This is a genomic window from Kribbella qitaiheensis, from assembly GCF_042657745.1.
Taxonomy (GTDB): domain Bacteria; phylum Actinomycetota; class Actinomycetes; order Propionibacteriales; family Kribbellaceae; genus Kribbella; species Kribbella qitaiheensis.
The window spans coordinates 293,898-315,623 of record NZ_JBHSKE010000048.1 but is presented as its reverse complement, the minus strand read 5'-3'; the positions used below and the strand labels follow the sequence as shown (position 1 = coordinate 315,623).

Sequence of the window (21,726 nt, the reverse complement as noted above, 5' to 3'; positions counted from 1 at the left end):
TCGGCTGCAGGCTGAGGTCAGCGGCTGAGCTTCAGGTCGAACGCCTGGACCTCGTTCTGGGGTGTCTCGAACGAGATGAGCAGGTGCCCGTCCGCCGCCAGTTTCGCGCGCTGGGCCGCGGTCAACGGGATCGAGAACCGCTGCACTCCCTGGGTGATCTGCTTGCTGTCCTGCTTCACCAGGTGACCGCTCATGTCCGGCGACCAGGCAGGAATCCCACCATCGGTGACAGCACACGGCGTCAGCCCGTAGTCCGGCGCCGGATCCGCCGCCGGTGAGCAACTCGTCGTGTAGACGGGAATCGCACCGAGCTCACCACTGGTCAGGAACATCCGAGCAGTTCCGGAAACTCTTGACAACGTAAGGAGTTCCACCGAACTGCTCCCCAACCGGCCCGACAGCACCTTGAGTCCCGAGGTCGGGACGCGCCCCGAGATCGGTACGTCGTTCCTCGCCGACTGCGCGATCGTCTGCGGCGAGAGAGCACCGTTCAGGTTCGGACTCGACACGTTCGGCGCGGACGGCGTGGTCGGCCGATCCGCCGGCGGGGTGTAGCCGGGCATCGTCGCCCGTCCCCAGCGATACGGATCCGACTGGACGGAGCCGAGCGCGGACCACCCGAGCCGCGTGCTCATGTCGATGTGCCGCAGCGTCGTCGTCCCGGCCGCCGAGGTGTCGTCGTTGTCGTACGGCGTGATGTTCAGCCCCAGCTTCGCCGGGTCCACCGCCGCGGGTAGGTCGGCCAACGGGATCTTCACCTCGAGGTCGTACCCGCCACCGGCATACGCGTGCGGAGTCGTGGTCTCGTTGGTGCCGACCCACGTCGCCGTCGACGCCACCTGTACTCCGGGGGCGTTCGGCGCATCGCTGACGGTGCCGGCCAACGGACCCGTCGAGTACCCCTGGTGGTTGTCGGCATCGCGCGACCAGCACGGCCCGTTCGCGCCGTTCCCGTTGCTCGCGCTCGGGTCGTTCGTGAACGGGAAGATGCCGAGCTTGAAGGTGTTCGCGGTGTCTTTGAGCACCTGCGACGCGGTACCGCGCGGGTCGAGCAGGATCTCGACGGAGTCGGCCTGCCAGTGGCCGACGCACTCCTGCGGGGTGACGGCGTACGACTGGTAGTCGTCGCGGATGTGGATGAAGAAGTACAGCGCGTCCTCGGACCAGCTGACCTTGGCCGTGCTGCCTTCACCGGTCGGCGAGACACCACAGTCGTCGACACCGGTGCACGTCGCGGCGCCCTGCCAGATCCGCCCGAGGTCGAGCGTCGGACCGGAGTACTCACCGGGCGCTGCTGTGCCGTCGACGACCGGCGTGGTCGTGGACTGGGCGATCGCAGTCGACGGGACCAGCGTCAGGGTGAGCGATTCGTTGCCCGTCCCCGCCGGTGCGCTGTACGTCGTGGTGATCGGAATCGACACGTTCTGCGTTGCAGGCAAGGCCGTATCGGTGTTCGTGACCTGGAAGGTCACCGTGGTTTCGGCGCCCGGCGCCAACGCGGAGTACGGCTTCGAGGTTGCGTCGGCGGTGAAGTTCGCGGGCAGGGTGAGGCCGACTGTGCCGCTCTGCGGCTGGTTGGACCAGTTGTGCACGACCACCGGCACGGCGAGCGCGCTGCCGATGCTCATCGACTGGATCGCCGCCGACCGGCCGAGCCGGATCGCCTGCGGGGCCGTGTCGGCGAGCCACTCGTCGTACTCCGCCCAGTTGCCCCAGCGCTCGAACCGGCCCTCCGTGGGCGAGACGATTCGGACCACATTGTCCGTGTACCCCTTCTTCGCCTGGCTCATGTAGAGCGCCGAGATCCTCGCATTCTGGTTGACCTGCGCCGTCGCGCTCGGGGTGACGGTGAAGGTCACCGTGGCCTCCTGGCGGTCCGAGACGATGCCGACCTCCTTCGGCCCGTCGACCGTCCAGCCGGCCGGAACCGTCAGCGCGACCTTGCCGGGCTTCAACTGCCCGGAGCCGGACTTGAGGTGCAGCGTTGCCTGGAAGGGTTCACCAGCCACGTTGAGGAACCGCGAGAACGTCAGATACTCCAGCGTCCCGTTCGGCAGCCCACCCGGATCCGCTTTGGTCGCCCCGAACAGGATCGCGTCATCGCGCCCGGCCGCCGGGTTCGCCGTACCGTCTGCTGCGGTGTTCGGCTGGAACGGGACGAACGACTGGGTCATGCCGAACCGCGAACAGGCCGGCTCCGAGGCGCCCTTGAACATCACCCGGCTCTGCGTCGGGTACGCCGCGCGCCCCTCGTCCGCGACCTGCTGCCAGCTCTTCGCCGACCCCACCGGCTTCCCCTGCAGGTTGCCCGCCGGCCACTTGTACGGCGAGTCGTAACCGGTCCAGACGCCTGCCACCGTGTCCAGGTTGGTGCCGGGCGTCGGGACGAACCCGGTGGTGCAGTTGGCGGCCGTGGTCGTTCCGCCGGTCCCGGCGGTGGTGCCGCCGGAGAACACCTTCTTGACCTGCCAGGTGCTCAACGCATCCGGTCCGCGCAATTGCTCGGGGAACTTCGTCGGGTCGGCCGCGGCCAGCACGCCTTCCCAGATCAGCCGGCCCGCCTGCTGGTGGTTGCCGTGCCCGGCCGCCAGGGTCGGGGTGAATCCGATGTAGATCTCCGGCTGCGTCGTCCGGATCACCCGGGTGACGCGGCGCAGCGTCTCCTCCTCGTCCCAGAAGTACTGCGTCAGCGGCGCGCTCTGGTTGTAGAAGAAGTCCACTCGGTCCAGGTTGAAGATGTCGAGCGTGCCGGACCGGTAGTGCGCCACCCGGTCCTCGTTCTCCCGGCGCAAACCGAGGTCGGGGCCAAGCTCGGTGCCGACGGCGTTCCCGCCGCCCTCGCCGCGGGTCACCATGATCACGCCGCACTTCACGCCGTACAGCTGATGCCAGACGCCGCATGGCCCGATGATGCTGGTGTCGTCATCGGGGTGGGCCCACTCCCCCATCACGTCGATCTTGGTGTCCCGATCGGCGACATAGTTGCCACCGGACCCGTACTGCGGTGGTGGGCCGGCCTTGGCGGGAACACTGACCGCCAGACCACTGAGCAGGATCGTCGCGGCAAGCAGACTGAGCAGACGCTTCATGTGCGGACTCCTCGGGCGGTGGAGGCACTGGCCGGGCGTGGCTGCTCGTCCCGCGCAGACCCGCCCTCATCCGTCCTACCCGCCCGAATCCTTTTCAAGCACCACCAGCCGCGTGGCTTCCGCAACCTTCCCCGCAACCTGCATCGCCGTCGCCGGTCCGCCACCCGACGCGAGGTTGGCTGCGGCCGCATGCAGATAGGCACCGACACTCGCCGCGTCCAGGGGATTCAGCCCGCCGGCAAGGAGGGAGCCGCAGAGGCCTGCCAGTACGTCGCCGGCTCCGGCGGTGGCGAGCCAGGCGGTCGCGTTCGTGTTGACACGGACCTCGCCGTCGGGCCGGGCGATCACCGTGGTGGAGCCCTTCAGCAGGACCGTCACGTCGAACTGCTCCGCCGCCAGCCGTGCATGCTTCAGCCGCTTCGCCTCGACGACCGCCCGCTCTACGCCCAGCAGACGCGCGAGCTCGCCCGCATGCGGCGTGATCAGGACGTCGTCGTGGTCGCCAGACTCGTCGAGGGCTTTCAGCCCGTCCGCATCGAGCAGGACGGGCTCGTCGGCGTCGAGCAGCTCGCGCACCTTCGCGACGTCCAACTCGTCGCCGAGTCCGGATCCGACCGCCCAGGCCTGAACTCTGCCTTCGCCGGCTACTACTTCCGGGTGGGCGGTGCGGACTGCTTCTGCGACGGGGTCGGGGCCGACGTAGCGGAGCATGCCGATCGGGCCGGCGAGGGCTCCGGTGGCGGCGATCACCGCGGCGCCGGGGTACTGGGCGGAGCCGGCGATCAGGCCGAGGAGTCCGCGGGAGTACTTGTCGGACTCGCCACGCGGTACCGGGTAGAGGGCGCGGACGTCGGCGGTCTGGAGCGACTGGACCTCGGCCGGTGGCAGGTCGAGGCCGATCTCGACCAGGTGGACCGGGCCGCAGGCTGCTGCCGCGGGATCGACGAAGTGGCAGATCTTGTGGGTGCCGAAGGTGACGGTGAGCGCGGCCTTCACATGCTCGGCCGGTGTCTCGCCGGTGTCGACATCGACGCCGGACGGCATGTCGACGGCGACGATCGGCACCCCGTGCTCCTCGGCGGCCTGCACAGCGGCGAGGGCTTCGGGCTTGAGACCGGGGCGGCCGCCGATGCCCACGATCCCGTCGACGACCACGTCCGCCGTGGCGATGTCCTCGGTGGACCCGACGCGGCCGCCCGCGACGAGAAGTGCCGCGAGCCCTGCCGGGTGGGCCTTGTCGGACAGGAGTACAGCGGTCACGCCGGCGCCGCGACGAGCCAGCTTCTCGCCCGCGTAGAGAGCGTCGCCGCCGTTGTCGCCCGAACCGACCAGCAGCACCACGCGAGCGCCGTACACGTGGCCGATGAAGTTGCCGATGGCAACGGCCAGACCGGTGGCGGCACGTTGCATCAGGGTGCCTTCGGGGAGCCGCGCCATCAGGTCGGCCTCGGCCGCGCGGACCTGTTCGACGGTGTGGGCGTGGCGCATCTCAGCCCTCCAGGACGACGACCGCCGACGCGATGCCGGCGTCATGGCTCAGGGACAGGTGCAGGCTCTGGACACCCAGCTGGGATGCCCGCGATGCGACCGTGCCGGTGATCTCCAGCCAGGGCCGGCCGGTGTCGTCGGTGCGGACCTCAGCGTCGTGCCACTGCATCCCGGCGGGAGCGCCGAGTGCCTTGGCGAGCGCCTCCTTCGCGGCGAACCGCGCCGCCAGCGAGGCCGGTGGCTTCCTGGCTTCGGTCTCGGTGAAGACCCGGTCCCGCAGCCCCGGGGTCCGCTCGAGGGTCTTGATGAACCGCTCGACGTCCACCACATCGATTCCGACGCCGACGATCATGGGGTACCTGATGTGACAACTGACACACCCGCAGTCTGGTAGTCGCACATGCCGGTCAGCGTAGCCGGGGCATCTGTGGGAAGAATGGGTGCCATGCTGCAGCCGTCGCGGGAGGTGACCCCGTACACCGAGCTCGATCGCGCCGCCTGGGCACAGCTCGCGGAGACGACCGAGTCACCGCTGACGGCCGAGGAGATCGAGCGGCTGCGCGGTCTCGGCGACGAGATCGACATCGACGAGGTCCGCGAGGTCTATCTGCCGCTGTCACGGATCCTGTCACTCTATGTGAGGCACGCCCGCGCGCTGCACTCCGACACCGAGGCGTTCCTGGGCAAGCCGACCGTCGCCCGCACTCCGTTCGTGATCGGCATCGGCGGGTCCGTTGCCGTCGGCAAGTCCACCACCGCCCGTTTGCTGCGCGAACTGCTGGCCCGCTGGCCGGAGCACCCCCGGGTCGCGCTCGTCACCACCGACGGGTTCCTCTGGCCGAACGCCGAGCTGGAACGCCGCGGCCTGATGCTGCGCAAGGGATTCCCGGAGTCCTATGACCGCAAGTCGCTGCTGCGCTTCGTGGTCGAGGTGAAGTCCGGGATGGACAACGTCGAGGCGCCGGTCTACTCGCACCTGCACTACGACCGGATGCCGGGCGTCCGGACCACCGTCGAGCAACCCGACATCCTGCTGCTCGAAGGCCTGAACGTGCTCCAGCCCGCGCCCCGGCACGCGGACGGCAAGAGCGGCCTGGCGGTCAGCGACTTCTTCGACTTCTCCGTGTACGTCGATGCCGCCGCCGACGACATCCGGTCCTGGTACGTGCACCGCTTCCTCAAGCTCTGGGAGACGGCCTTCCGCAACCCCGAGTCGTACTTCGTCCGGTACGGCGAGCTCAGCCGGCAACAGGCGATCGCCAAGGCCGAGTCCCTCTGGGACGGCATCAACGGCCCGAACCTGCGGGAGAACATCCTCCCCACCCGCTCCCGGGCCACCCTGGTCCTCCGCAAGGGCGCCGACCACGCCGTCCGCTGGGTCCGGCTGCGCAAGCTCTGAGTCCGGGCTGAAGTCTCGCCGCAGGGCTGCCTTCAGGCGGAGAGGGACGCCTTCACGGCCGGGACGATCGCGACGGCCACGATGGCGGCGGTGATGGCGAAGGCCACGGGGTAGCCGATGCCGGCGACCACCAGGCCGAAGAGGATGGCGCCGATGCCCCAGCCACCGTCGTACGCGAGATTCCACAGCGCGCTCACCTGGCCGTACCGCGACTTGGGCGAGCGGTCGTACATCGTCGCCAGCGTCAGATTCTGGGCGGCGCCGAAGCCGATGCCGAAGAAGGCCGAGCCGGCGATGACGGCCACCGGGCTGCCGATGAAGATCAGCGAAGCGGCACCCAGAGCGGCGAGCACCAGAGCCGGCGCCAGCAGCTTCACCGGGCCGATCCGGTCGCCCAACCGGCCCGCCAGCCAACGAGTGGCAGGGGCGGTGACGGACTGGATCAGCAGCGCGACGGCGACCACGGCGTGACTGTGCGCGGCCAGCGGCAGGAAGGTGACACTGATGCCCGCGGCAACGGTCACGGCCGCGAACACGAAGGTCGGCATCAACAGCCCGCTCCCCCGCAATCCGCCCAGCACCTTCACGTGCTGCTCCTCGCCAGCTCCGGTACTCCGCTGAGGCATCCCCGGCAGCGCGGCCAGTCCCGCCAGCGACGCGACCGCGGCCAGCACGAACAGAACCTCGAAGCCGACCACGTTGGTCAGGTAGACCCCGAGCGGCAGGCCGATCCCTGCCGGCAGCCCGACCACGATGCCGTAGACGCCGAGGCCCTCGCCGCGACGATGAGCCGGGGTGATCTCGGCGACCAGGGCGACCGCGCCGACGACCAGGATCGCCAGGCCGGCTCCTCGCACCACGCAGACCGCGAGGACCAGCGGCAGCGACGAGGTGGCCACCAGGACCAGCGAAGGTGCGCCGAGCAGGACCAGCCCGAGGCCGAGAGTGCCGCGGTATCCGAAGCGGACCAGCATCGCCGGGACCAGCAGTTCCATCGCCACGGCCGAGAGCATCATCGCGCCGGTGGACAGGCCCGCGCCGATCCCGCCGGACCCACTGGCCGCCAGGTAGAGCGGAACCACCGAGGTCAGCAGGTACATGCTCAGCCCGGAGCCGAACACCATCACCAGCAGCCGCGCGAACTGCGGCGTGACAAGCCGGTCGGCGGTACGGCGGACCGGGGTACCGAGGGTCTGGATCTCACAGGCGATGTCAGTCATGACTTCACCGTAGGAACAGACCGGTCTTCCCTACAGATCCAGTTCTGAGCCCCGCGAGAGGACCAATTTCAGAGCTGGTCGTGGATCAGCGCGGCCAGGCGGTTCAGGCCGGCGTCGATCTGGGCCGGGGTGACCACGCTGCAGGACAGCCGGAGGGCGTTCACCGGGGCGTCGCCGTCGTAGAAGTGGCTCATCGGGGTCCAGAGCACGCCGTGCTCCTGGGCGGACTTCTCCAGCAGCGCGTCGTCGACCGCAAACGGCACGGTGACGACGACGAAGAACCCGCCGGACGGCACGGTCCAGGTCACCTCACCCCCGGGGAACCGCGCGGCCAGGCCGTCGGTGATAGCGCGCAGGTTGGCCGCGTAGACAGCCCGCTCGCGCTCGTTCGCGGAGACCAGGCTGCACCCGTTCTCCAGCAGTTTGCCGCCGATCACCGCCTGCGCGACGGCCGAGGTGTTCACCGTCACCATGCTCTTGATCTTCGACAACTCATCGGCCAGCAGGCCCGTGGTTCCGTCCGGAGATGCCACGGTCTGATCGGCCACCACGTAGCCGACCCTGGCTCCGGGCAGTGCGGTCTTGGCGAAGGAGCCCAGGTAGATGACCCGCCTGTCGGTGTCCAGAGCCTTCAGGGTGGGCACGCGGTCCACGCCAGCCGCCGGGAACAGCCCGTACGGGTTGTCCTCGAGCAGCAGGAGGTCCTGTTCCGCGGCCACCTCGAGCAGTCGCCGCCGGGTCTCCAGGTCCAGGCTGAGCCCGGACGGGTTGGCGAAGTCCGGCATCACGTAACAAGCCCGCGGCCGCAGCCCATCAGCCCGGGCGGACTTCACCACCGCGGCCAGATCCTCCAGGTCCACCCCGTCGCTGCCGCCGGCGACAGGCAGCACCGGGAGATCGAGCAGCCGCGCCGCACCCGTGATCCCGACGTACGCGGGCGAGACGACGAGCAGCACGTCCGACGGATCGGCCCGGAGGGCGCGAAGCACCAGGACCATCGCCTCCTGGCAGCCCACCGTCACCACGATCGCCTCGGGGTCGACCTCGATCCCCTCGTCGATCGTGAGATTGCGCGCCACCAGGCGGTGCACGATGCCCTTGGTCCGCCCGTACTGGAAGACGGTCCGCCGGACGGCGGCCTCGTCGTACCCGAGTTCTTCGCGGAGGTACCGGCTGAAGGTGTCCACGTAGGAGTGCAGGTCCTCCAGCGCGTAGAACTCCTCGTACGGCCGGCCGGCCGCGAGCGAGATCGCGTTGGGGTAGTGGTTCGCCACCTCGTTGAGGAAGTTCATCGAGTTCAGCGCCCGGTCGGTGAGCGAGCCGTGCAGGTCCGCCAACCGCAGGTCGGCCATCAGGTCCTCCCGGTTGTCAGCCGACCGGCGGCGGCGAGATCCGCACACCCGGCCAGCAGCATCGCGTCTTCCAACTCCTTGCGGAGCAACCCCAAAGCCTCCGCACACGCATCAACCGCCAGCGCCCAGAGCAACGGCCGCCCGACCAGTACTGCGGACGCTCCGAGCGCGAGTGCTCGCAGTACATCGGTGCCACTGCGCACGCCGCTGTCCAGGAGCACCTTGCAATGCTTGCCTACGGCATCCACCACAGCGGGCAAAGCGTCGATCGAGGCAACGGCTCCGTCGAGCTGCCGGCCACCGTGATTCGACACGACGATGCCCGCGGCACCGACCTCGACAGCTCGTACGGCGTCGCGTGGATCGAGAATCCCCTTGATCAGAAGCGGTAACTGGATCCTGGATCGCAGCCACTCCAGGTCTTGCCACGACACGGCCGGCTCGAAGGCGGAGGCGGTGTGGGCTGCGACGGCGGACAGTCCTGGTACTCCGACGTGGGCCTCGGTGACGGCATCGACAAGGTTGGCGGCGACGACGTGCGGAGGCAGGGCGAACGCGTTGCGCACGTCGCGCAGCCGTCTGCCCATCACCGGAACGTCGACGGTCACCATCAGCGCCGTACAGCCGGACGCCTCGGCGCGGTCGATCAGCGACTCCACCAGGGTGCGATCTCTCAACCAGTACAGCTGGAACCACGACGGTTCTGTCCCGGCGATCTTCTCCAGCGGATAGCTGCTCAACGTGCTGATCGTGTAGGGGATGCCGGCGTCGGCGGCTGCTTTTGCCAGCAGCAACTCCCCCTCGGGATGCAACAACCGCTGGTAAGCCATCGGAGCCACCACCACGGGCATCGACGCCCCACCGAAGTACGGCCAGGTGGTGTTGACGGATGAGATGCCGCCCAGCACGCGCGGCGTCAGGGTCACGGAGTCGAATGCTGCGCGGTTCATCTGGAGGGTCGTCTCGGACCCGCTGCCCCCGGCAACAAAATCCCGAACAGCCGACGGGAGTACTGCGGCAGCCATCTCCTCATACTCGGTGAAAGAGTCAGCCATCGAAGGTCCTGCGGAGCCAGGTGGCGGCTTCGGTGATGGCTTTGCGACCGCCGTCGAGGACGCCGGACATGGCGAAGAACCCGTGCACCATTCCGTCGTACCGGGAGAGCTCGGTCGGGACGTCCGCGGCGTACAACTTCTCGGCGTAGAACTCGCCCTCGTCGCGCAGGGGGTCGTACTCAGCCGTGATCACCAGCGCAGGCGGCAACCCGGCGTGCGACGTGGCCAGCAGTGGCGAGGCGAGCGGGTTGAGGCCGTCGGCCGAGTCGGAGAGGTAGTGCTCCCAGTACCAGCCGACCGAGGTCTTGTTGAAGAGGAACGGGTCATCGCCCGCACGCATCGAGGCGGTGTCCGAGCCGTACAAGGTGTTCGGGTAGACCAGCAACTGCCCGACCAGCGATGGCCCGGACTCCCTGGCCAGCAAGGTGATAGCAGCCGCAAGGTTGCCTCCGGCACTGTCTCCGCCGACCGCGATCCGCTCTGCGTCGACCTGGAACTCCGCAGCACGGGCCGCGATGGACTGGGTCGCCTGGTGGCAGTCGTGGACAGCGGCGGGGAACGGGTTCTCCGGCGCCAGGCGATAGCCGACGGTGATCACCTGACAGGGCACGGAGTTCGCCAGCTGACGACAGATCCCGTCAGCCGTGTCGATGCTGCCCAGAGTCCAGCCCCCACCGAAGAAGTAGACCAACGTCGGCAGCGGCCCCTCGCCCTCGGGCCGATAGATCCGGAGCGGCAGCCCTGATTCGGCCAGCACGACGTCCTCGACGTGGTGAACGTGCTCGACCTCACCGCCCGCGGCACGGATAGATGCCAGATCAGCTGCCCGGGCCTCGGCAAGTGTCTGGGTGTACAACTGCGGCACGTCATCGGCCTCACGCTTCGCGCGCATCGCCTCGACCTCTGGATCCAACGGCACGACGAGTCCCCCTCATCCAGCGACGGTCAAAGGCCCAGTGAAACAGGCATGGTGGCGAAGCCGCGCAGCGCGAGTCCGGCACTCTGCACGGGCGGCTCGGCGAGAGCGAGATCCGGGAACCGCTGGAACAACCGCGGCAGCGCGAGGCGACCCTCCGCCCGGGCCAGCACTGCCCCGATGCAGAAGTAGGCGCCGGCGCCGAAGGTGATGTGCCGCTTGTCGGGCCTCTCGGGATCGAACACTTCGGGCGACGGGAAGCGGGCCGGATCGCGGTTCGCCGCGCCGAGGATGACCAGCACCAGGCCGCCGCGCGGGATCACCACGCCACCGACCTCGAGATCCTCCGACGCCGTCCGGACCACCAGTTGCGCGGTCCCGTCGTACCGGAGGACCTCTTCCACACAAGCCTCGGCGACGGCGGGGTCGGTGGCCAGCGACTTCACCAGCTCAGGGCGTTCGAGCAGTGGGGGCAGCGCGTTGCCGAGCAGGTTGATGGTGGTGACGAAGCTGGCGTTGAACAGCACCAGCAGGTTCCCGATCAGCTCCTCGTCGGTCAGTTGCCCTTCACCGGCATCGATCACCTGGACCAGTCCGCTGATCAGGTCGTCCCCCGGTGACACCCGCCGCTCGGCGATCAGCGCCGCGTAGTACGCGCTCATCTCGGTGGCCGCTTCGTTGGCGGCGGCAACCTTCTCGGGGGTTCGGCCGCCGAAGTCCAGGTAGTCCTCGACCCGTTGCACCCGGGTCCGGAACCAGTCGAGATCGGGCGAGGGGATGCCGAGCAACGCACTCATCACCCCAGCCGGCAGCAGGTAGCCGAACTCGGCGATGAAGTCGACCGGACCATCCGCGCCGAGCGACGCGAGCCGGTCCAGCAACGAGTCGGTCAAGGCGGTGATCTGCGGTTCGAGCGCGGCGACGCGACGCGGGGTGAAGGCTTGGTGGAAGGCCTTGCGCATCCGCCCGTGGTCCGGCTCGGTCCGGAACATCATCGAGTTGCTCAGCGCGGTCGTGATCGGGTCGGCGTCGGCCGCGGGCGGTGGACCACCCTTCACGAAGCGCGGGTCCCGCAGGATCTGATCGACCGCCGCATACCCGTTCGCCACCGCGGCGTACGCCGGGCTCGCGGGTGTCAGGTTGACCGGCCCGAGCTCATGCAGCCTTGCATACAAGGGATATGGCGCTCGGCGGCCGTCGTCGGTCTGCAGTTCGGCGAGGACCTCGTCGGCCGTCATGTTGCCACCGGCATCGACTTGTAGCCGCGCAGGAACTGCTGCGGGTTGCGCACGGGTTCACCCGCGGCGTGTAGCGACGGGAACCGCTCGAGCAGTTGCGGAAAGGCGAGCCGTCCCTCGGCCCGGGCCAGCGCGGCGCCGAGGCAGAAGTGCGGTCCGGCGCCGAAGCTCAACGGCCTGATCTCCGGTCGCCCGGCATCGAATACCTGCGGCTCCTCGTAGCGGCGCGGGTCCCGGTTGGCGGCGCCGAGCATCACCAGCACCAGTTGCTTCGGCGGGATCACCGTGCCGGCCACCTCGGCCTCCTCGGCGGCGAAGCGCGCGACGAACTGCACGGGCGCCTCGTACCGCAGTACCTCTTCGACGAAGTTGTCCGTGTCCGTCTGGCGCAGCGTGGGGTCGCCGAGCAGCAGCCGCATGCCGTTGCCGATCAGGTGGATCGTGGTCACGAAGCTGGCGTTGAAGAGCACCAGCAGGTTGCAGATCAGGTCGTGGTCGGAGACGGCGTGCTCGCCCGCGTCGATGGCCTCGACCAGTTGGCTGATCAGGTCGTCCCGCGGTATGGTCCGCCGCTCGGCGATCAGCGACTGGTAGTACTCCGACAACTCGACGGTCGCCTGGTCCGCGGCCGCGAGGATCTCGCCGGACTTGCCGGTCACGTCGAGGAAGTCGTTGATCCGTTCGACCCTGGGCCGGAACCAGGCCAGATCCGCCTGCGGGATGCCGAGCAGCGCGGCGACCACGCTGCTCGGCAGCGGGTAGGCGAACTCCGTCATGAAGTCCGCCTGCCCGTCGGTCGCGAGCCGGTCCGCCAGGCCGTCCATCAGGCCGTCGACCAGCCGGCTGACATCCGGTTCGAGCTGCGCCACCCGGCGCGGCGTGAACACCTGGTGGAAGAGCCGCCGGGCCTGCGCGTGGCGGCTGCCGTTGCTGTACATCATCGAGTTGTTGAGCACCGTCAGCAGCGGGTGGTCCCGCCAGGCCGGCCCACTCCGCTCGTCGGTATATACGTCGTCGGTGACGCGGAACCGCGGGTCGCGCAGGACCTGGTCCGCGGCCTCATAACCAGTGACCACCGCCGCGTAGGAGCCGGTGCCGGCGAGGAGCGACACAGGACCCAACCGGTGGAGCTCCGCGTAGTACCGGTACGGATCGTCCAGGCCGGCTTGGCTGAAGAGTCCCTCGAGCACCTGATCGGCGGCGGTGGTCACTTCGACCTCACCGGACCAACTGCAGCGGGACCGCGTTGGCCATCGCCTGGTAGCCGGCGTCGTTCAGGTGGATGTGGTCGCCACCGTCGAAGTCGGCCCGCAGCTTGCTCGGCGCCTGCGGGTCGCGGACCGCCTTGTCGAAGTCGATCATCCCGTCGAACTCGTGATTACTGCGGATCCAGGAGTTGACCGCCTGCCGGGTCGCCTCCTTCTCCGGCGTCCAGCCGCCCGGGTTGGACAGGCCCTCGAACGGCGTGATGGTGGCGCCCACGCTGCGGATGCCCCGTTCGTGCAGCTGCGCGTTGAGCTGCTTCAGCGCCGCGACGACCTGGTCTGTGCCGGCGTTGTCCATCCAGATGTCGTTCACGCCCAGATGAGTGATCACGACACTCGGCCGGGTCTGGCTGAAGACGTCCTCGTTCAGTCGGGCCAGCGCGTTCACGCCGAGCTGCTCGATGCCGTTGGGGGCTCCGAGGATCGGGTCCGGGCTGTCGTGCAGCAGCCGGTTGCCGGCCATGCCGACGTTCAGCACGCCCGGTACGTCGTTGCGCCGGTCGGCGGCCAGCCGCTCGGCGAGCTGGTCGGGCCAGCGGTTGTTGCCGTTCAGGGTGCTGAGCAGGCCGTCGGCGATGGAGTCACCGAGGACGACGATCGCACCGTCGGTCTCGTCGGTCTGCACGTCGACGCCGGACAGGAACGTCCAGCAGCAGGCCCGCGTGGTGATGTACGGCGTGCCGTCGGTCGCGCCGGTCAGGTCGCCGGGGCCGAAGAAGTTCTCCTGCGTCGACGAGGCGTGCCAGGTGGTCGGCCCGGTCGCGGTCGGGTAGTAGACGCTGATCACCAGCGTGGTCAGATCGGCGACCCGCAGGTTCACCGGGTCGCTGAGCAGCTCGGCGCCCTTGTTCATCACGGCCGTCGGCGATCCGCCGAAGGTCAGCGTGCGCTGGGAGGCCGGGTCGAGGTCGGACTGCGCCGGCGTCGCGGTGTTGGCCTTGGCCACGGTCGCGGCGCCGATCTGGATCGGCCGGTCGCCGTAGACGTTCGAGAACCGGATCCGGACCTTGTCGCCCCCCACGGACGGCCGGACCACGTAGCGGGCGCTCTGGTTGTTGAGCCCGGTGGCGGTGAAGCCGGTCGCCTCGGCCTTCGAGGTGCCGGCCGACCAGCTGCCGACCCACTCCGACCGGCCGGACGACTGGTTCGAGGACTGGTCGGCGACGGAGCCGGTGAAGACCAGAGCGGACCCGGCCAGCGACACGGCGGCCGCGAGAGCGGCGGATCTGACGGTACTGGGAATGCGCATGGAGCAACCCCCCAAATGGGTTGGCGCGCGACGGGCAAGAAATACCCGGCGCGAGTGGCGGTGACGGAAACCTAGTTCCGGATTCCTGACACGTCAACGGCGGTTTTGAATTGGCCGATTGAATTCTTCCGGAACCTGGCCGCGGAGTAATTCTCGAAGTACAGTCCTTCCGGATCTCCGAAGGGTGAGGCAGCCATGTCGGTCGATGTCGTGCTGGACAAGAACCTGGCGCAGTCCGGTTCTTATGTGGTGGCCGCGCTGCGTTTGTTCGAGCGCTACGGCGACGCCGAGGCGATCGTGGCCGGCGACCGCCGGATCAGCTTCGCCGGGTTGCGGGCGCAGGTGCTCGACCTGGCCGCCACCCTGCAGGACCGGGGCATCGGCCCGGGCACCGGCGTGCTCGTGCTGGCCGGCAACACCCTCGAACTGCCCGCGCTCCAGCTCGCCCTGCACCTGGTCGGGGCCCGGACGATGTGGATCGCGCCGATCGCGGGCCGCCGGGAGATCGAGGCGTTCGCCCGGCTGTCGGACGCGGACGTCTTCGTCTACGACGCGACCACCAAGGCCGTGCTCGGCGAGCGCCTCGCGGTCGGCCTCGGCGTACCGGTGCACTGCCTCGGCGAGGGCGGTCTCGGACGGAACCTACTGGTCCCGGCGACAACCCAGTTCGAGCCGGAACTGCAAGACGTCGAGCCGGCCACCTGCCTCCAGACCAGCGGCACGACGGGCGAGCCGAAGCTGGTGCATCACCGGCAGGCGTTCTACGAGCAGATCCTGACGCTGGCCGCCGACTACCTGGCCGCCGGGCTGCCCGTGCTGCGGCACCTGTCGCACTCGCCGATGGCCTTCGCGAGCGGGCAGATCACCAGCTTCTTCAACCTGTTCATGGGCGGAGTGCTGTTCCTCGAGGACGAGTGGGACGCCGGCCGCGCGCTGGCGACGATCGAGCGCGAGCGGATCAACTCCACCTACGTCTCGCCGCCGCTGCTCTACCAACTGCTGGACCACCCCGACCTGCCGGCCACCGACGTGAGCAGCCTGTTCATGCTCAACGTCGGCGCCGGACCCGCCGCCCCGTCGCGGCTGCGGCAGGCGATCCAGCGGTTCGGCCCGGTACTGCGGATCGTGTACGGCCTGAGCGAGGTCATCGTGGTCACCGCCCAGCCGGGGCTGACCGAGGACCCGGGCCATCCCGAGCGCCTCCGCTCCTCCGGTACGCCGTACGGCGACGTGCGGGTGGAGATCCGCGACGGCGAGGGGAACTCGCTCCCGCCGGGTGAGACCGGGGAGATCTACGCGACCAGCAAGCTCCGCTTCGCCGGGTACTGGGGCCGACCCGACCTGACCGAGCGCGCGATCGTCGACGGCTGGGTCCTGACCGGCGACCTGGGCTACCTCGACGCCGACGGCTACCTGTACGTGGTGGACCGGGTGCAGGACACGATCGTCACCGGCTCGAGCAACTGGAACGTCTACTGCCGCCCGATCGAGGACCTGCTCCAGGCGCATCCCGGGGTCCGGGCGGCCGCCGTGATCGGCGTACCGGACGAGGCGTACGGCGAGGTCCCACACGCCTACGTGGTCCGGTACGACGACGCCGAGGTGACCGCGGCGGAGCTGCAGGACCTGGTCCGCGACGAGTTCAACGAGATGTGGATGCCGCGCGGGATCGAGTTCCTCGCCGAGCTGCCGCTGACCTCGGCGCACAAGGTGGACAAGGTCGCCCTGCGGTCCGGGTACGCGTCGCGATGAGCCGCCGGTCGGGCCTGATCGCCCTCTTCACCGCGGACGTGGTATCCGTCCTCGGCAACCGCGTGTCGATGGTGGCGATCCCCTGGCTGGTCCTGACCACCACCGGCAGCCCCGCCAAGATGGGCCTGATCGCCGGCGCCGAGATGCTCCCGTACGTCGTGTCCGGCGTGCTGGCGGCTCCGCTGGCAGACCGGTTCGGGCTGCGTCGGACGTCGATCGTGACGGACCTCGGCAGCGCGGTCGCGATGGCGGCGATCGTGATGACACCGGGCTCGTCGTTCGCCTGGCTCTGCCTGCTGGTCGCGATCGCGGGGACGCTGCGCGGGCTCGGCGACCGGGTCAAGCACGTGATGCTGAAGCCGATGGCCGACGCCGCCGGGGTGAAGATGATCCGGGTCACCTCGTCCTACGAGGGGTTCACCCGGACCGCGACGCTCGTCGGCGCACCGATCGGTGGCCTGCTGATCAGCTGGATCGGGCCGAACAAGGCGATCTGGGTGGACGCGATCTCGTTCCTGGTCTGCGCCGCGCTGGTCGCCTGCCTGGTCCGGCTGCCGCCCGCCGTGGCGGACGCGCCCGCGCCGCCGAAGGAGCCCTACTTCCAGGCGCTGCGGGGCGGCTTCAGCTACCTGCGCAAGGACCAGTTGCTGCTCGGCATGATCGTGATGGTCTTCTTCCTGAACGTCTTCAACCAGGCCGGTACTGCGGTCTTCGTACCGCTCTGGGTCGAGGAGGTGCTCCAGTCGCCGGCCGCCCTCGGGTTGCTGTTCGGCGCGTTCGCCGCGGGCGCGCTGCTGGGCAACGTGATCTTCATCGTGCTCGGCCCGCGCCTGCCGCAGTACGCGTCGTTCGTGATCGGCGCGGCGATCGGTGGTGCTCCGCGGCTGTTCGCGCTGGGCCTGTCCCATCAGCTCTGGGTGGTCGTCTCGGTCAGCTTCTGCTGCGGCATCGCGAACGCCGCCGTGAACCCGGTGATGGGCGTGACCCTGTACGAACGGGTGCCCGCCGCGCTGCAGACCCGGGTCTTCGGCGTGACCGGCGCGATCGCCTTCATCGGCATCCCGATCGGCGGTGTCCTGGCCGGCTGGTCGGCCGCCACGTTCGGCCTGCGGCCCGCCCTCATCGCGTCCGGGGTGATCCTGCTGGTGGTCACCCTGGTGCCGGTCTACCGCTGGTGGCGGCACCCGGTCGAGCTCGCCCGCTACCCGGCGTCCGAGGAGGCGGCATGATCACCGAGGCCACCGACGAGTACTGCCTGGCCGACGGCGAGTCCGCCAAGCTGCTGGCGGGCCACCCCTGGCGGCGGTTCGCAGTACTGGGTGACAGCGTGGCCGAGGGCTTGTGCGAGCCGGTCGAGGGGTACTCCGAGCTGCAGTGGGCCGACCGGTTGGCGGCCGAACTGCGGGCCTCCGCACCTGCTCTGGCGTATCTGAACCTCGGCATGAGCGGACTCCGGGCGCACGAGATCCGCGCTCGCCAACTGGCCCCCGCACTGGCCCTCGAGCCGGATCTCGCGCTCGTGGTCGGAGGCGGGAACGACGCCTTCAGCGCCCGGTACGACGCCGACCAGGTGGACGCCGAACTGGGCGCGATGGTGACGGCGCTGCAGACCGCCGGGGCGGACGTGATCACCCTCGGGATGTTCGACGTCTCCTACTCGCCTGCCGTCGTCGAGTGGCTCCGCCCTGGCCTCCGCACCCGGATGAGGACCCTGGCCGAGCGCACCCGGGCGATGGCCGAGCGCCTGGGCACCATCCACGTCCACCTGACCGACCACCCCCTCTCCACCGACCCCGGCCTCTACAGTGCCGACGGCCGCCACGGCAACGCCCGCAGCGACGCCGTCGCCACCGCCGAAACCCTCCGCCGCCTAGGCGTCTTCCTCGGCCACTAGCCCATGCTCGAGGGCGATCTCCTCGACGTCCTTCGGAGTGCCGGTGAAGATCGTGTGGGCGTGTTCGGTGACCAGGTCGACGGGCCAGTTCCACCAGGCCGCGCGGAGCAGGCGGTCCACGTCCTCCTCGTCGTACCGGCGCTTGAGCACCCGGCCCGGATTGCCGCCGACGACCGAGTAGGGCGGCACGTCGGACGTCACCACCGCCCCGGTCGCGATGATCGACCCGTCGCCGATCGTCACCCCGGGCATCACGGTCACGCCGTACCCGATCCAGACGTCGTTGCCGACCACCGTGTCCCCCTTGCGCGGCGCCCCCAGCGCAGGCTCCAGCGTCCGCTCCGCCCAGTCCCCGCCGAAGATGAAGAACGGGTACGCCGAGACGCCGACCAGCGGGTGGTTCGCCGAGGACAGCAGGAAGGTGGCCTTGGCCGCGATCGGGCAGTACCGGCCGATGATCAGCTTCTCCGGCCCGAACGGATACAGCACATTGTTCCGCTCGAAACCCGCCGCATCGTCCGGATCGTCGTAATAGGTGAATTCCCCTATTTGGACGTAGGGGACCGTAATGAGGGGTTTCAAGAAAACAGTGCGCCGACGGTCACTGAACGGGTAGATGACATTTGGGTTGGGCGCACTCGACACCGGCTGCTCCTTCATCGTGGTGATCCTCGGATGGTGATTTCCGAACACTGCCGAAATGGCATCACTTCGTCTACAGTCCCGGCATGGCCGACAACGACGCGATCCTGATCTCCGGCGCCACCGGCTGCATCGGCAGCACGCTGGCCCGGTCCCTGCACGCCGACGGACAGCCGCTGGTGCTGTTCGGGCGCAACGCCGAGAGCCTGGACAAGCTCGCCGTGGAACTGCCCGGCGCTCAGGTGCTGGTCGGAGACATCGGCCGGGCGGACACCCTCGCGGACAGCGTGACGTTCCCCGAGCGGCTCGGCGCGGTGGTGCACGCGGCCGGCATCTGCGAGGGCAGACCGTTCAGCGAGAGCGACCCGGCGCTGATCCGCGAGCACCTCGAGGTGAACCTGGTCGGCCCGTCCGAGCTGACCCGCCTGGCGCTCCCCGCGCTCCGGGCCGCCCGCGGCAGCGTCGTCCTGGTGAACTCGCTGGTCGGTCTCTACCCGTGGCCCGGCTGGATCGGCTACGCGATGAGCAAGTACGGCCTCCGCGCGTTCGCCGAGACGCTCCGGCTGGAGGAGTTCGACCGCGGCGTCCGGGTGACCAGCATCTACGCGAGCCGGGTGGCGACGCCGCTGCAGGCCAAGGTGCACGCCCAGGAGGGCAAGGAGTACGTGCCGGACGAGTGGGTACAGCCCGAGACCATGGCCCGGACCATCCGCTCCGTGCTGGACACCCCGCGCGATGCGGAACTGAAGGACATCACCCTGATGCATCAGCAGTACCCCCGGCCCTGATCAGGCACTTCCGACCAGCAGCGGGCCGTTGACGAGGTCCGCTGCCAGTCGAAGGTCATGTCAGCTCTCCGTTCACGAGCAGCAGGCCGCCGGTCAGGGCGCCCTGGGTCAGGTTGACGACGCCGCCCGCGCCGGGTGGTGAGAAGCGGGTGAAGACCCCCGCCGGGATCCGGTCGAAGAGGTAGGTGGACACGCAGTACGAGACGTCGGCCTCGACCACCTCCCCGGTCTCCGGCTTGAGGAACTGCATCGTCAGCGGGTCGGCCTCGATCAGCTCCTGGATGATGTGCGGGCCTTCGGCGGCGTCGAGCGCCTCGGCCCAGGCCTCCGGGCTGGTCTGCGGGCCGATGAAGACGCCGTGGCCGCCGTAGTCGTCGGTCGGCTTGAAGACGAGGTGCTCGCGCTCGTTGATCGTCCGCTGCCGCAGCTCCGGTCCGTAGATCCAGGTGCGCGGGATCTGCGCCCGGACGATCTCGGCGTCCTCCTCGGGCAGCTCGTGCAGGTCGTCCCAGAGCCAGGCGAAGATCGTCTTGTTGCTGAGCAGCCAGACCGCGGTCGGCAGGTACATCCGGAAGGTGCCCGCCTGGTTCGCCAGCCGCAGCGCCTGCAGGCCGGGGCTGTCGTTCACGAACGGCGGCACGAACATCCGCCAGACGGCGTCGATCGTCTGCTCCCCCGCCTTCAGCCGGCCGTCGGCGTCCTGCTCGACCCACTCGACCGGGTAGACGACCAGGTCGACGCCTAGCTCGCGACCGCGGTCGGCGAACGGCTTCAGCCGGTTGATCATGTAGTTCGGCCGATCCGCGCCCGGGTAGCCGCCGCCCGCGGTGAACAGCATCGCCGTCACCTTGCCCGGCCCGACGTCGGACCGGATCGCGTCGTAGCGGGCGTCGACGGCCGACGGTGGCGCCGCCGCGCCGATCGCCCGGAACAGCGGCTCCCCGGCGTACACGTCCATCCACCGCTTGATCACGCCGTCGGCATCCAGTACGCCGCCCAGCGCGCTCTCCACGTTGCACTCGACCATCCGCGGAACGCCCTGCTCCAGCAGGAGATCCGAGCGGATCGCGTTGATCAGCCGGCCGGTCAACGGCTCGGTGTCGTCCAGCAGTTGGATCCGGTCGGCCGGCACCTGCAGGACCTGCCGCAACTCACCGGCGGTCCGGGCCCGGCGGCGGCAGGCGTCCAGGACGAGCTGCGAGACCCGCTGGGTGATGCGGCTCATCTCGTCGTACCCGGCCCGCGTCGCGACCGGTGAGCGGAGCGGGATCCAGTTCTGGTTCTGCAGCGCGACGTCCTCGTAGACCTGCTGCCAATGCTTGTGGCCGTAGGCAAGCAACTTGTCGCGGACGCCTTCCGACAGCACCGGCCACAGCTCGGCCGCGGATGGTCGTTCGGTCACTACCGTCCCCCTTCGGTCAGTACTCCGCGGATCGCCTTGAGCAGGTCATCCCGGCCCGGCTGGACGGCCCGGTCCAACGCGAGCGCGAAGGGCAGCACCGCACCGTCGGGCCTGGTAACCCGCCGGGGCGGGGCGTCCAGGTCGAACCGCTCAGCTGCCACCGCAAGGACTTCCGCGCCGAATCCGCTGGTCCGGTTGGAGTCGTCGATCACCACCAGCCGCCGGGTCCGGGCCACCGACGCAGCCAGGCCGTCGACGTCCAGCGGATAGACCGTGCGCGGGTCGAACACCTCCACCGAGGCTTCGCCCGCGAGCTCGTCGGCCACGGCCAGGGCGTCCTGCACCAGGTGGCCCAGAGCAACGACCGTCACGTCGCTGCCGGTCCGGGCGATGCGGCCGACCCCCAACGGCACCGGCTGCAATGTCGCGAAGTCGATATCGTCCCTGACCCCGAGCGCGCCGGACGGAGCGAAGACCACCACCGGATCGTCGTCCCGGATCGCCGACAGCAGCAGGCCGTACGCGTCGGCCGGAGTGGCCGGTACGACCGTCTTCACCCCCACATGCGCGAAGAGGTTGTACGGGTGGTCCGAGTGCTGCCCGGCCCACCCGGTCCGCGACCCCGACCCCGGTACGACGTACGTGACAGGCACCTTGCACTGACCGCCGGTCATCAGCGAGAACTTGTGCGCCTGGTTCGCGATCTGCTCGAACACCAGGAACAGCAGCGACGGGATCTGGAACTCGATCACCGGCCGCAGCCCGGCAAGTGCCGCGCCGGTGGCGAAGTTGGTGAACGCCTGCTCGGACAGCGGGGTGTCCAGCACCCGGTCCGGGCCGAACCGGGTGAACAGACCGGCGGTCAGGTTCGAAGCGGCCGCCCGGATGTCCTCGCCGAGCAGGAAGACGTCCGGGTCCCGGTCCAGCTCATCGCCCAGTGCCCGGTTCAACGCCTTCAGATAGGACAGTTTGGGCAT

Annotated in this window: 18 protein-coding genes; 5 read left to right on the top strand and 13 right to left on the bottom strand. The window is 69.3% G+C overall.

The genetic code is table 11. The features are described 5' to 3' along the window. Positions 1-17 precede the first annotated feature (17 nt). The 3 genes from ACFPJ1_RS30440 to ACFPJ1_RS30430 form a co-directional block, all read right to left on the bottom strand. Positions 18-3,089 carry a PIG-L family deacetylase gene (locus tag ACFPJ1_RS30440; protein ID WP_380109099.1) on the bottom strand — a complete coding sequence of 1,024 codons (3,072 nt, stop codon included), beginning with the start codon at positions 3,087-3,089 and terminating at the stop codon, positions 18-20. 75 nt (positions 3,090-3,164) lie between these two features. Further along, positions 3,165-4,577: an NAD(P)H-hydrate dehydratase gene (locus tag ACFPJ1_RS30435; protein WP_380109097.1), complete on the bottom strand. Its 1,413-nt coding sequence runs from the start codon at positions 4,575-4,577 to the stop codon at positions 3,165-3,167. Position 4,578: 1 nt separating this feature from the next. Continuing rightward, positions 4,579-4,929: a holo-ACP synthase gene (locus ACFPJ1_RS30430; RefSeq protein WP_380109095.1), complete on the bottom strand. Its 351-nt coding sequence runs from the start codon at positions 4,927-4,929 to the stop codon at positions 4,579-4,581. Between the two features lie 93 nt (positions 4,930-5,022). Between ACFPJ1_RS30430 and coaA the strand changes: the two genes are divergently transcribed. After that, positions 5,023-5,976, top strand: a complete 954-nt coding sequence (gene coaA, locus ACFPJ1_RS30425) for a type I pantothenate kinase (RefSeq protein WP_380109093.1) — start codon at positions 5,023-5,025, stop codon at positions 5,974-5,976. A gap of 32 nt (positions 5,977-6,008) precedes the next feature. Here coaA and ACFPJ1_RS30420 read toward each other — a convergent pair whose 3' ends face one another. The 7 genes from ACFPJ1_RS30420 to ACFPJ1_RS30390 all read right to left on the bottom strand — a co-directional run bounded on the left by ACFPJ1_RS30420 (position 6,009) and on the right by ACFPJ1_RS30390 (position 14,271). Further along, a complete protein-coding gene (locus ACFPJ1_RS30420; RefSeq protein ID WP_380109091.1) occupies positions 6,009-7,196 on the bottom strand; it encodes an MFS transporter in 1,188 nt (395 codons plus the stop codon). A gap of 68 nt (positions 7,197-7,264) precedes the next feature. Continuing rightward, entirely contained in the window at positions 7,265-8,548 is a 1,284-nt protein-coding gene (locus ACFPJ1_RS30415) for an aminotransferase-like domain-containing protein (RefSeq protein WP_380109089.1), read from the bottom strand. Further along, a complete protein-coding gene (locus tag ACFPJ1_RS30410) occupies positions 8,548-9,603 on the bottom strand; it encodes an alpha-hydroxy acid oxidase (protein WP_380109087.1) in 1,056 nt (351 codons plus the stop codon). The genes ACFPJ1_RS30415 and ACFPJ1_RS30410 overlap by 1 nt, the downstream gene beginning before the upstream one ends. After that, complete coding sequence (locus tag ACFPJ1_RS30405) at positions 9,596-10,522, bottom strand: alpha/beta hydrolase (protein WP_380109085.1); 927 nt, start codon at positions 10,520-10,522, stop codon at positions 9,596-9,598. The genes ACFPJ1_RS30410 and ACFPJ1_RS30405 overlap by 8 nt, the downstream gene beginning before the upstream one ends. 26 nt (positions 10,523-10,548) lie before the next feature. Next, on the bottom strand, positions 10,549-11,757 hold the full coding sequence (locus ACFPJ1_RS30400) for a cytochrome P450 (RefSeq protein ID WP_380109083.1): 1,209 nt from the start codon (positions 11,755-11,757) through the stop codon (positions 10,549-10,551). Further along, on the bottom strand, positions 11,754-12,968 hold the full coding sequence (locus ACFPJ1_RS30395; RefSeq protein ID WP_380109081.1) for a cytochrome P450: 1,215 nt from the start codon (positions 12,966-12,968) through the stop codon (positions 11,754-11,756). The genes ACFPJ1_RS30400 and ACFPJ1_RS30395 overlap by 4 nt, the downstream gene beginning before the upstream one ends. Positions 12,969-12,975: 7 nt before the next feature. Then, on the bottom strand, positions 12,976-14,271 hold the full coding sequence (locus ACFPJ1_RS30390) for an SGNH/GDSL hydrolase family protein (RefSeq protein WP_380109079.1): 1,296 nt from the start codon (positions 14,269-14,271) through the stop codon (positions 12,976-12,978). A gap of 195 nt (positions 14,272-14,466) precedes the next feature. On the opposite strand from ACFPJ1_RS30390, the gene ACFPJ1_RS30385 reads away from it, so the two are divergent. The 3 genes from ACFPJ1_RS30385 to ACFPJ1_RS30375 are packed head-to-tail and all read left to right on the top strand — an operon-like array spanning position 14,467 to position 17,917. After that, entirely contained in the window at positions 14,467-16,023 is a 1,557-nt protein-coding gene (locus tag ACFPJ1_RS30385) for a class I adenylate-forming enzyme family protein (RefSeq protein ID WP_380109077.1), read from the top strand. Continuing rightward, a complete protein-coding gene (locus ACFPJ1_RS30380; protein WP_380109075.1) occupies positions 16,020-17,252 on the top strand; it encodes an MFS transporter in 1,233 nt (410 codons plus the stop codon). The genes ACFPJ1_RS30385 and ACFPJ1_RS30380 overlap by 4 nt, the downstream gene beginning before the upstream one ends. Continuing rightward, entirely contained in the window at positions 17,249-17,917 is a 669-nt protein-coding gene (locus ACFPJ1_RS30375; RefSeq protein ID WP_380109073.1) for an SGNH/GDSL hydrolase family protein, read from the top strand. Before ACFPJ1_RS30380 ends, ACFPJ1_RS30375 begins: the two co-directional genes overlap by 4 nt. On the opposite strand, the gene ACFPJ1_RS30370 is transcribed toward ACFPJ1_RS30375, so the two are convergent. Next, complete coding sequence (locus tag ACFPJ1_RS30370) at positions 17,894-18,499, bottom strand: CatB-related O-acetyltransferase (RefSeq protein WP_380109071.1); 606 nt, start codon at positions 18,497-18,499, stop codon at positions 17,894-17,896. The genes ACFPJ1_RS30375 and ACFPJ1_RS30370 overlap by 24 nt on opposite strands. Positions 18,500-18,645: 146 nt before the next feature. Here ACFPJ1_RS30370 and ACFPJ1_RS30365 point away from each other — a divergent pair, with 146 nt between their 5' ends. After that, the gene (locus ACFPJ1_RS30365) at positions 18,646-19,347 is read left to right on the top strand and encodes an SDR family oxidoreductase (RefSeq protein ID WP_380109069.1); all 702 of its coding nucleotides are present in this window, start codon (positions 18,646-18,648) and stop codon (positions 19,345-19,347) included. 55 nt (positions 19,348-19,402) lie between these two features. Here ACFPJ1_RS30365 and ACFPJ1_RS30360 read toward each other — a convergent pair whose 3' ends face one another. Both ACFPJ1_RS30360 and ACFPJ1_RS30355 read right to left on the bottom strand, forming a co-directional pair. Then, positions 19,403-20,749: an ATP-grasp domain-containing protein gene (locus ACFPJ1_RS30360; protein ID WP_380109067.1), complete on the bottom strand. Its 1,347-nt coding sequence runs from the start codon at positions 20,747-20,749 to the stop codon at positions 19,403-19,405. Then, positions 20,749-21,726 (bottom strand): alpha-ketoacid dehydrogenase subunit beta, encoded by a 978-nt coding sequence (locus ACFPJ1_RS30355; protein ID WP_380109065.1) that lies wholly within the window; start codon positions 21,724-21,726, stop codon positions 20,749-20,751. The genes ACFPJ1_RS30360 and ACFPJ1_RS30355 overlap by 1 nt, the downstream gene beginning before the upstream one ends.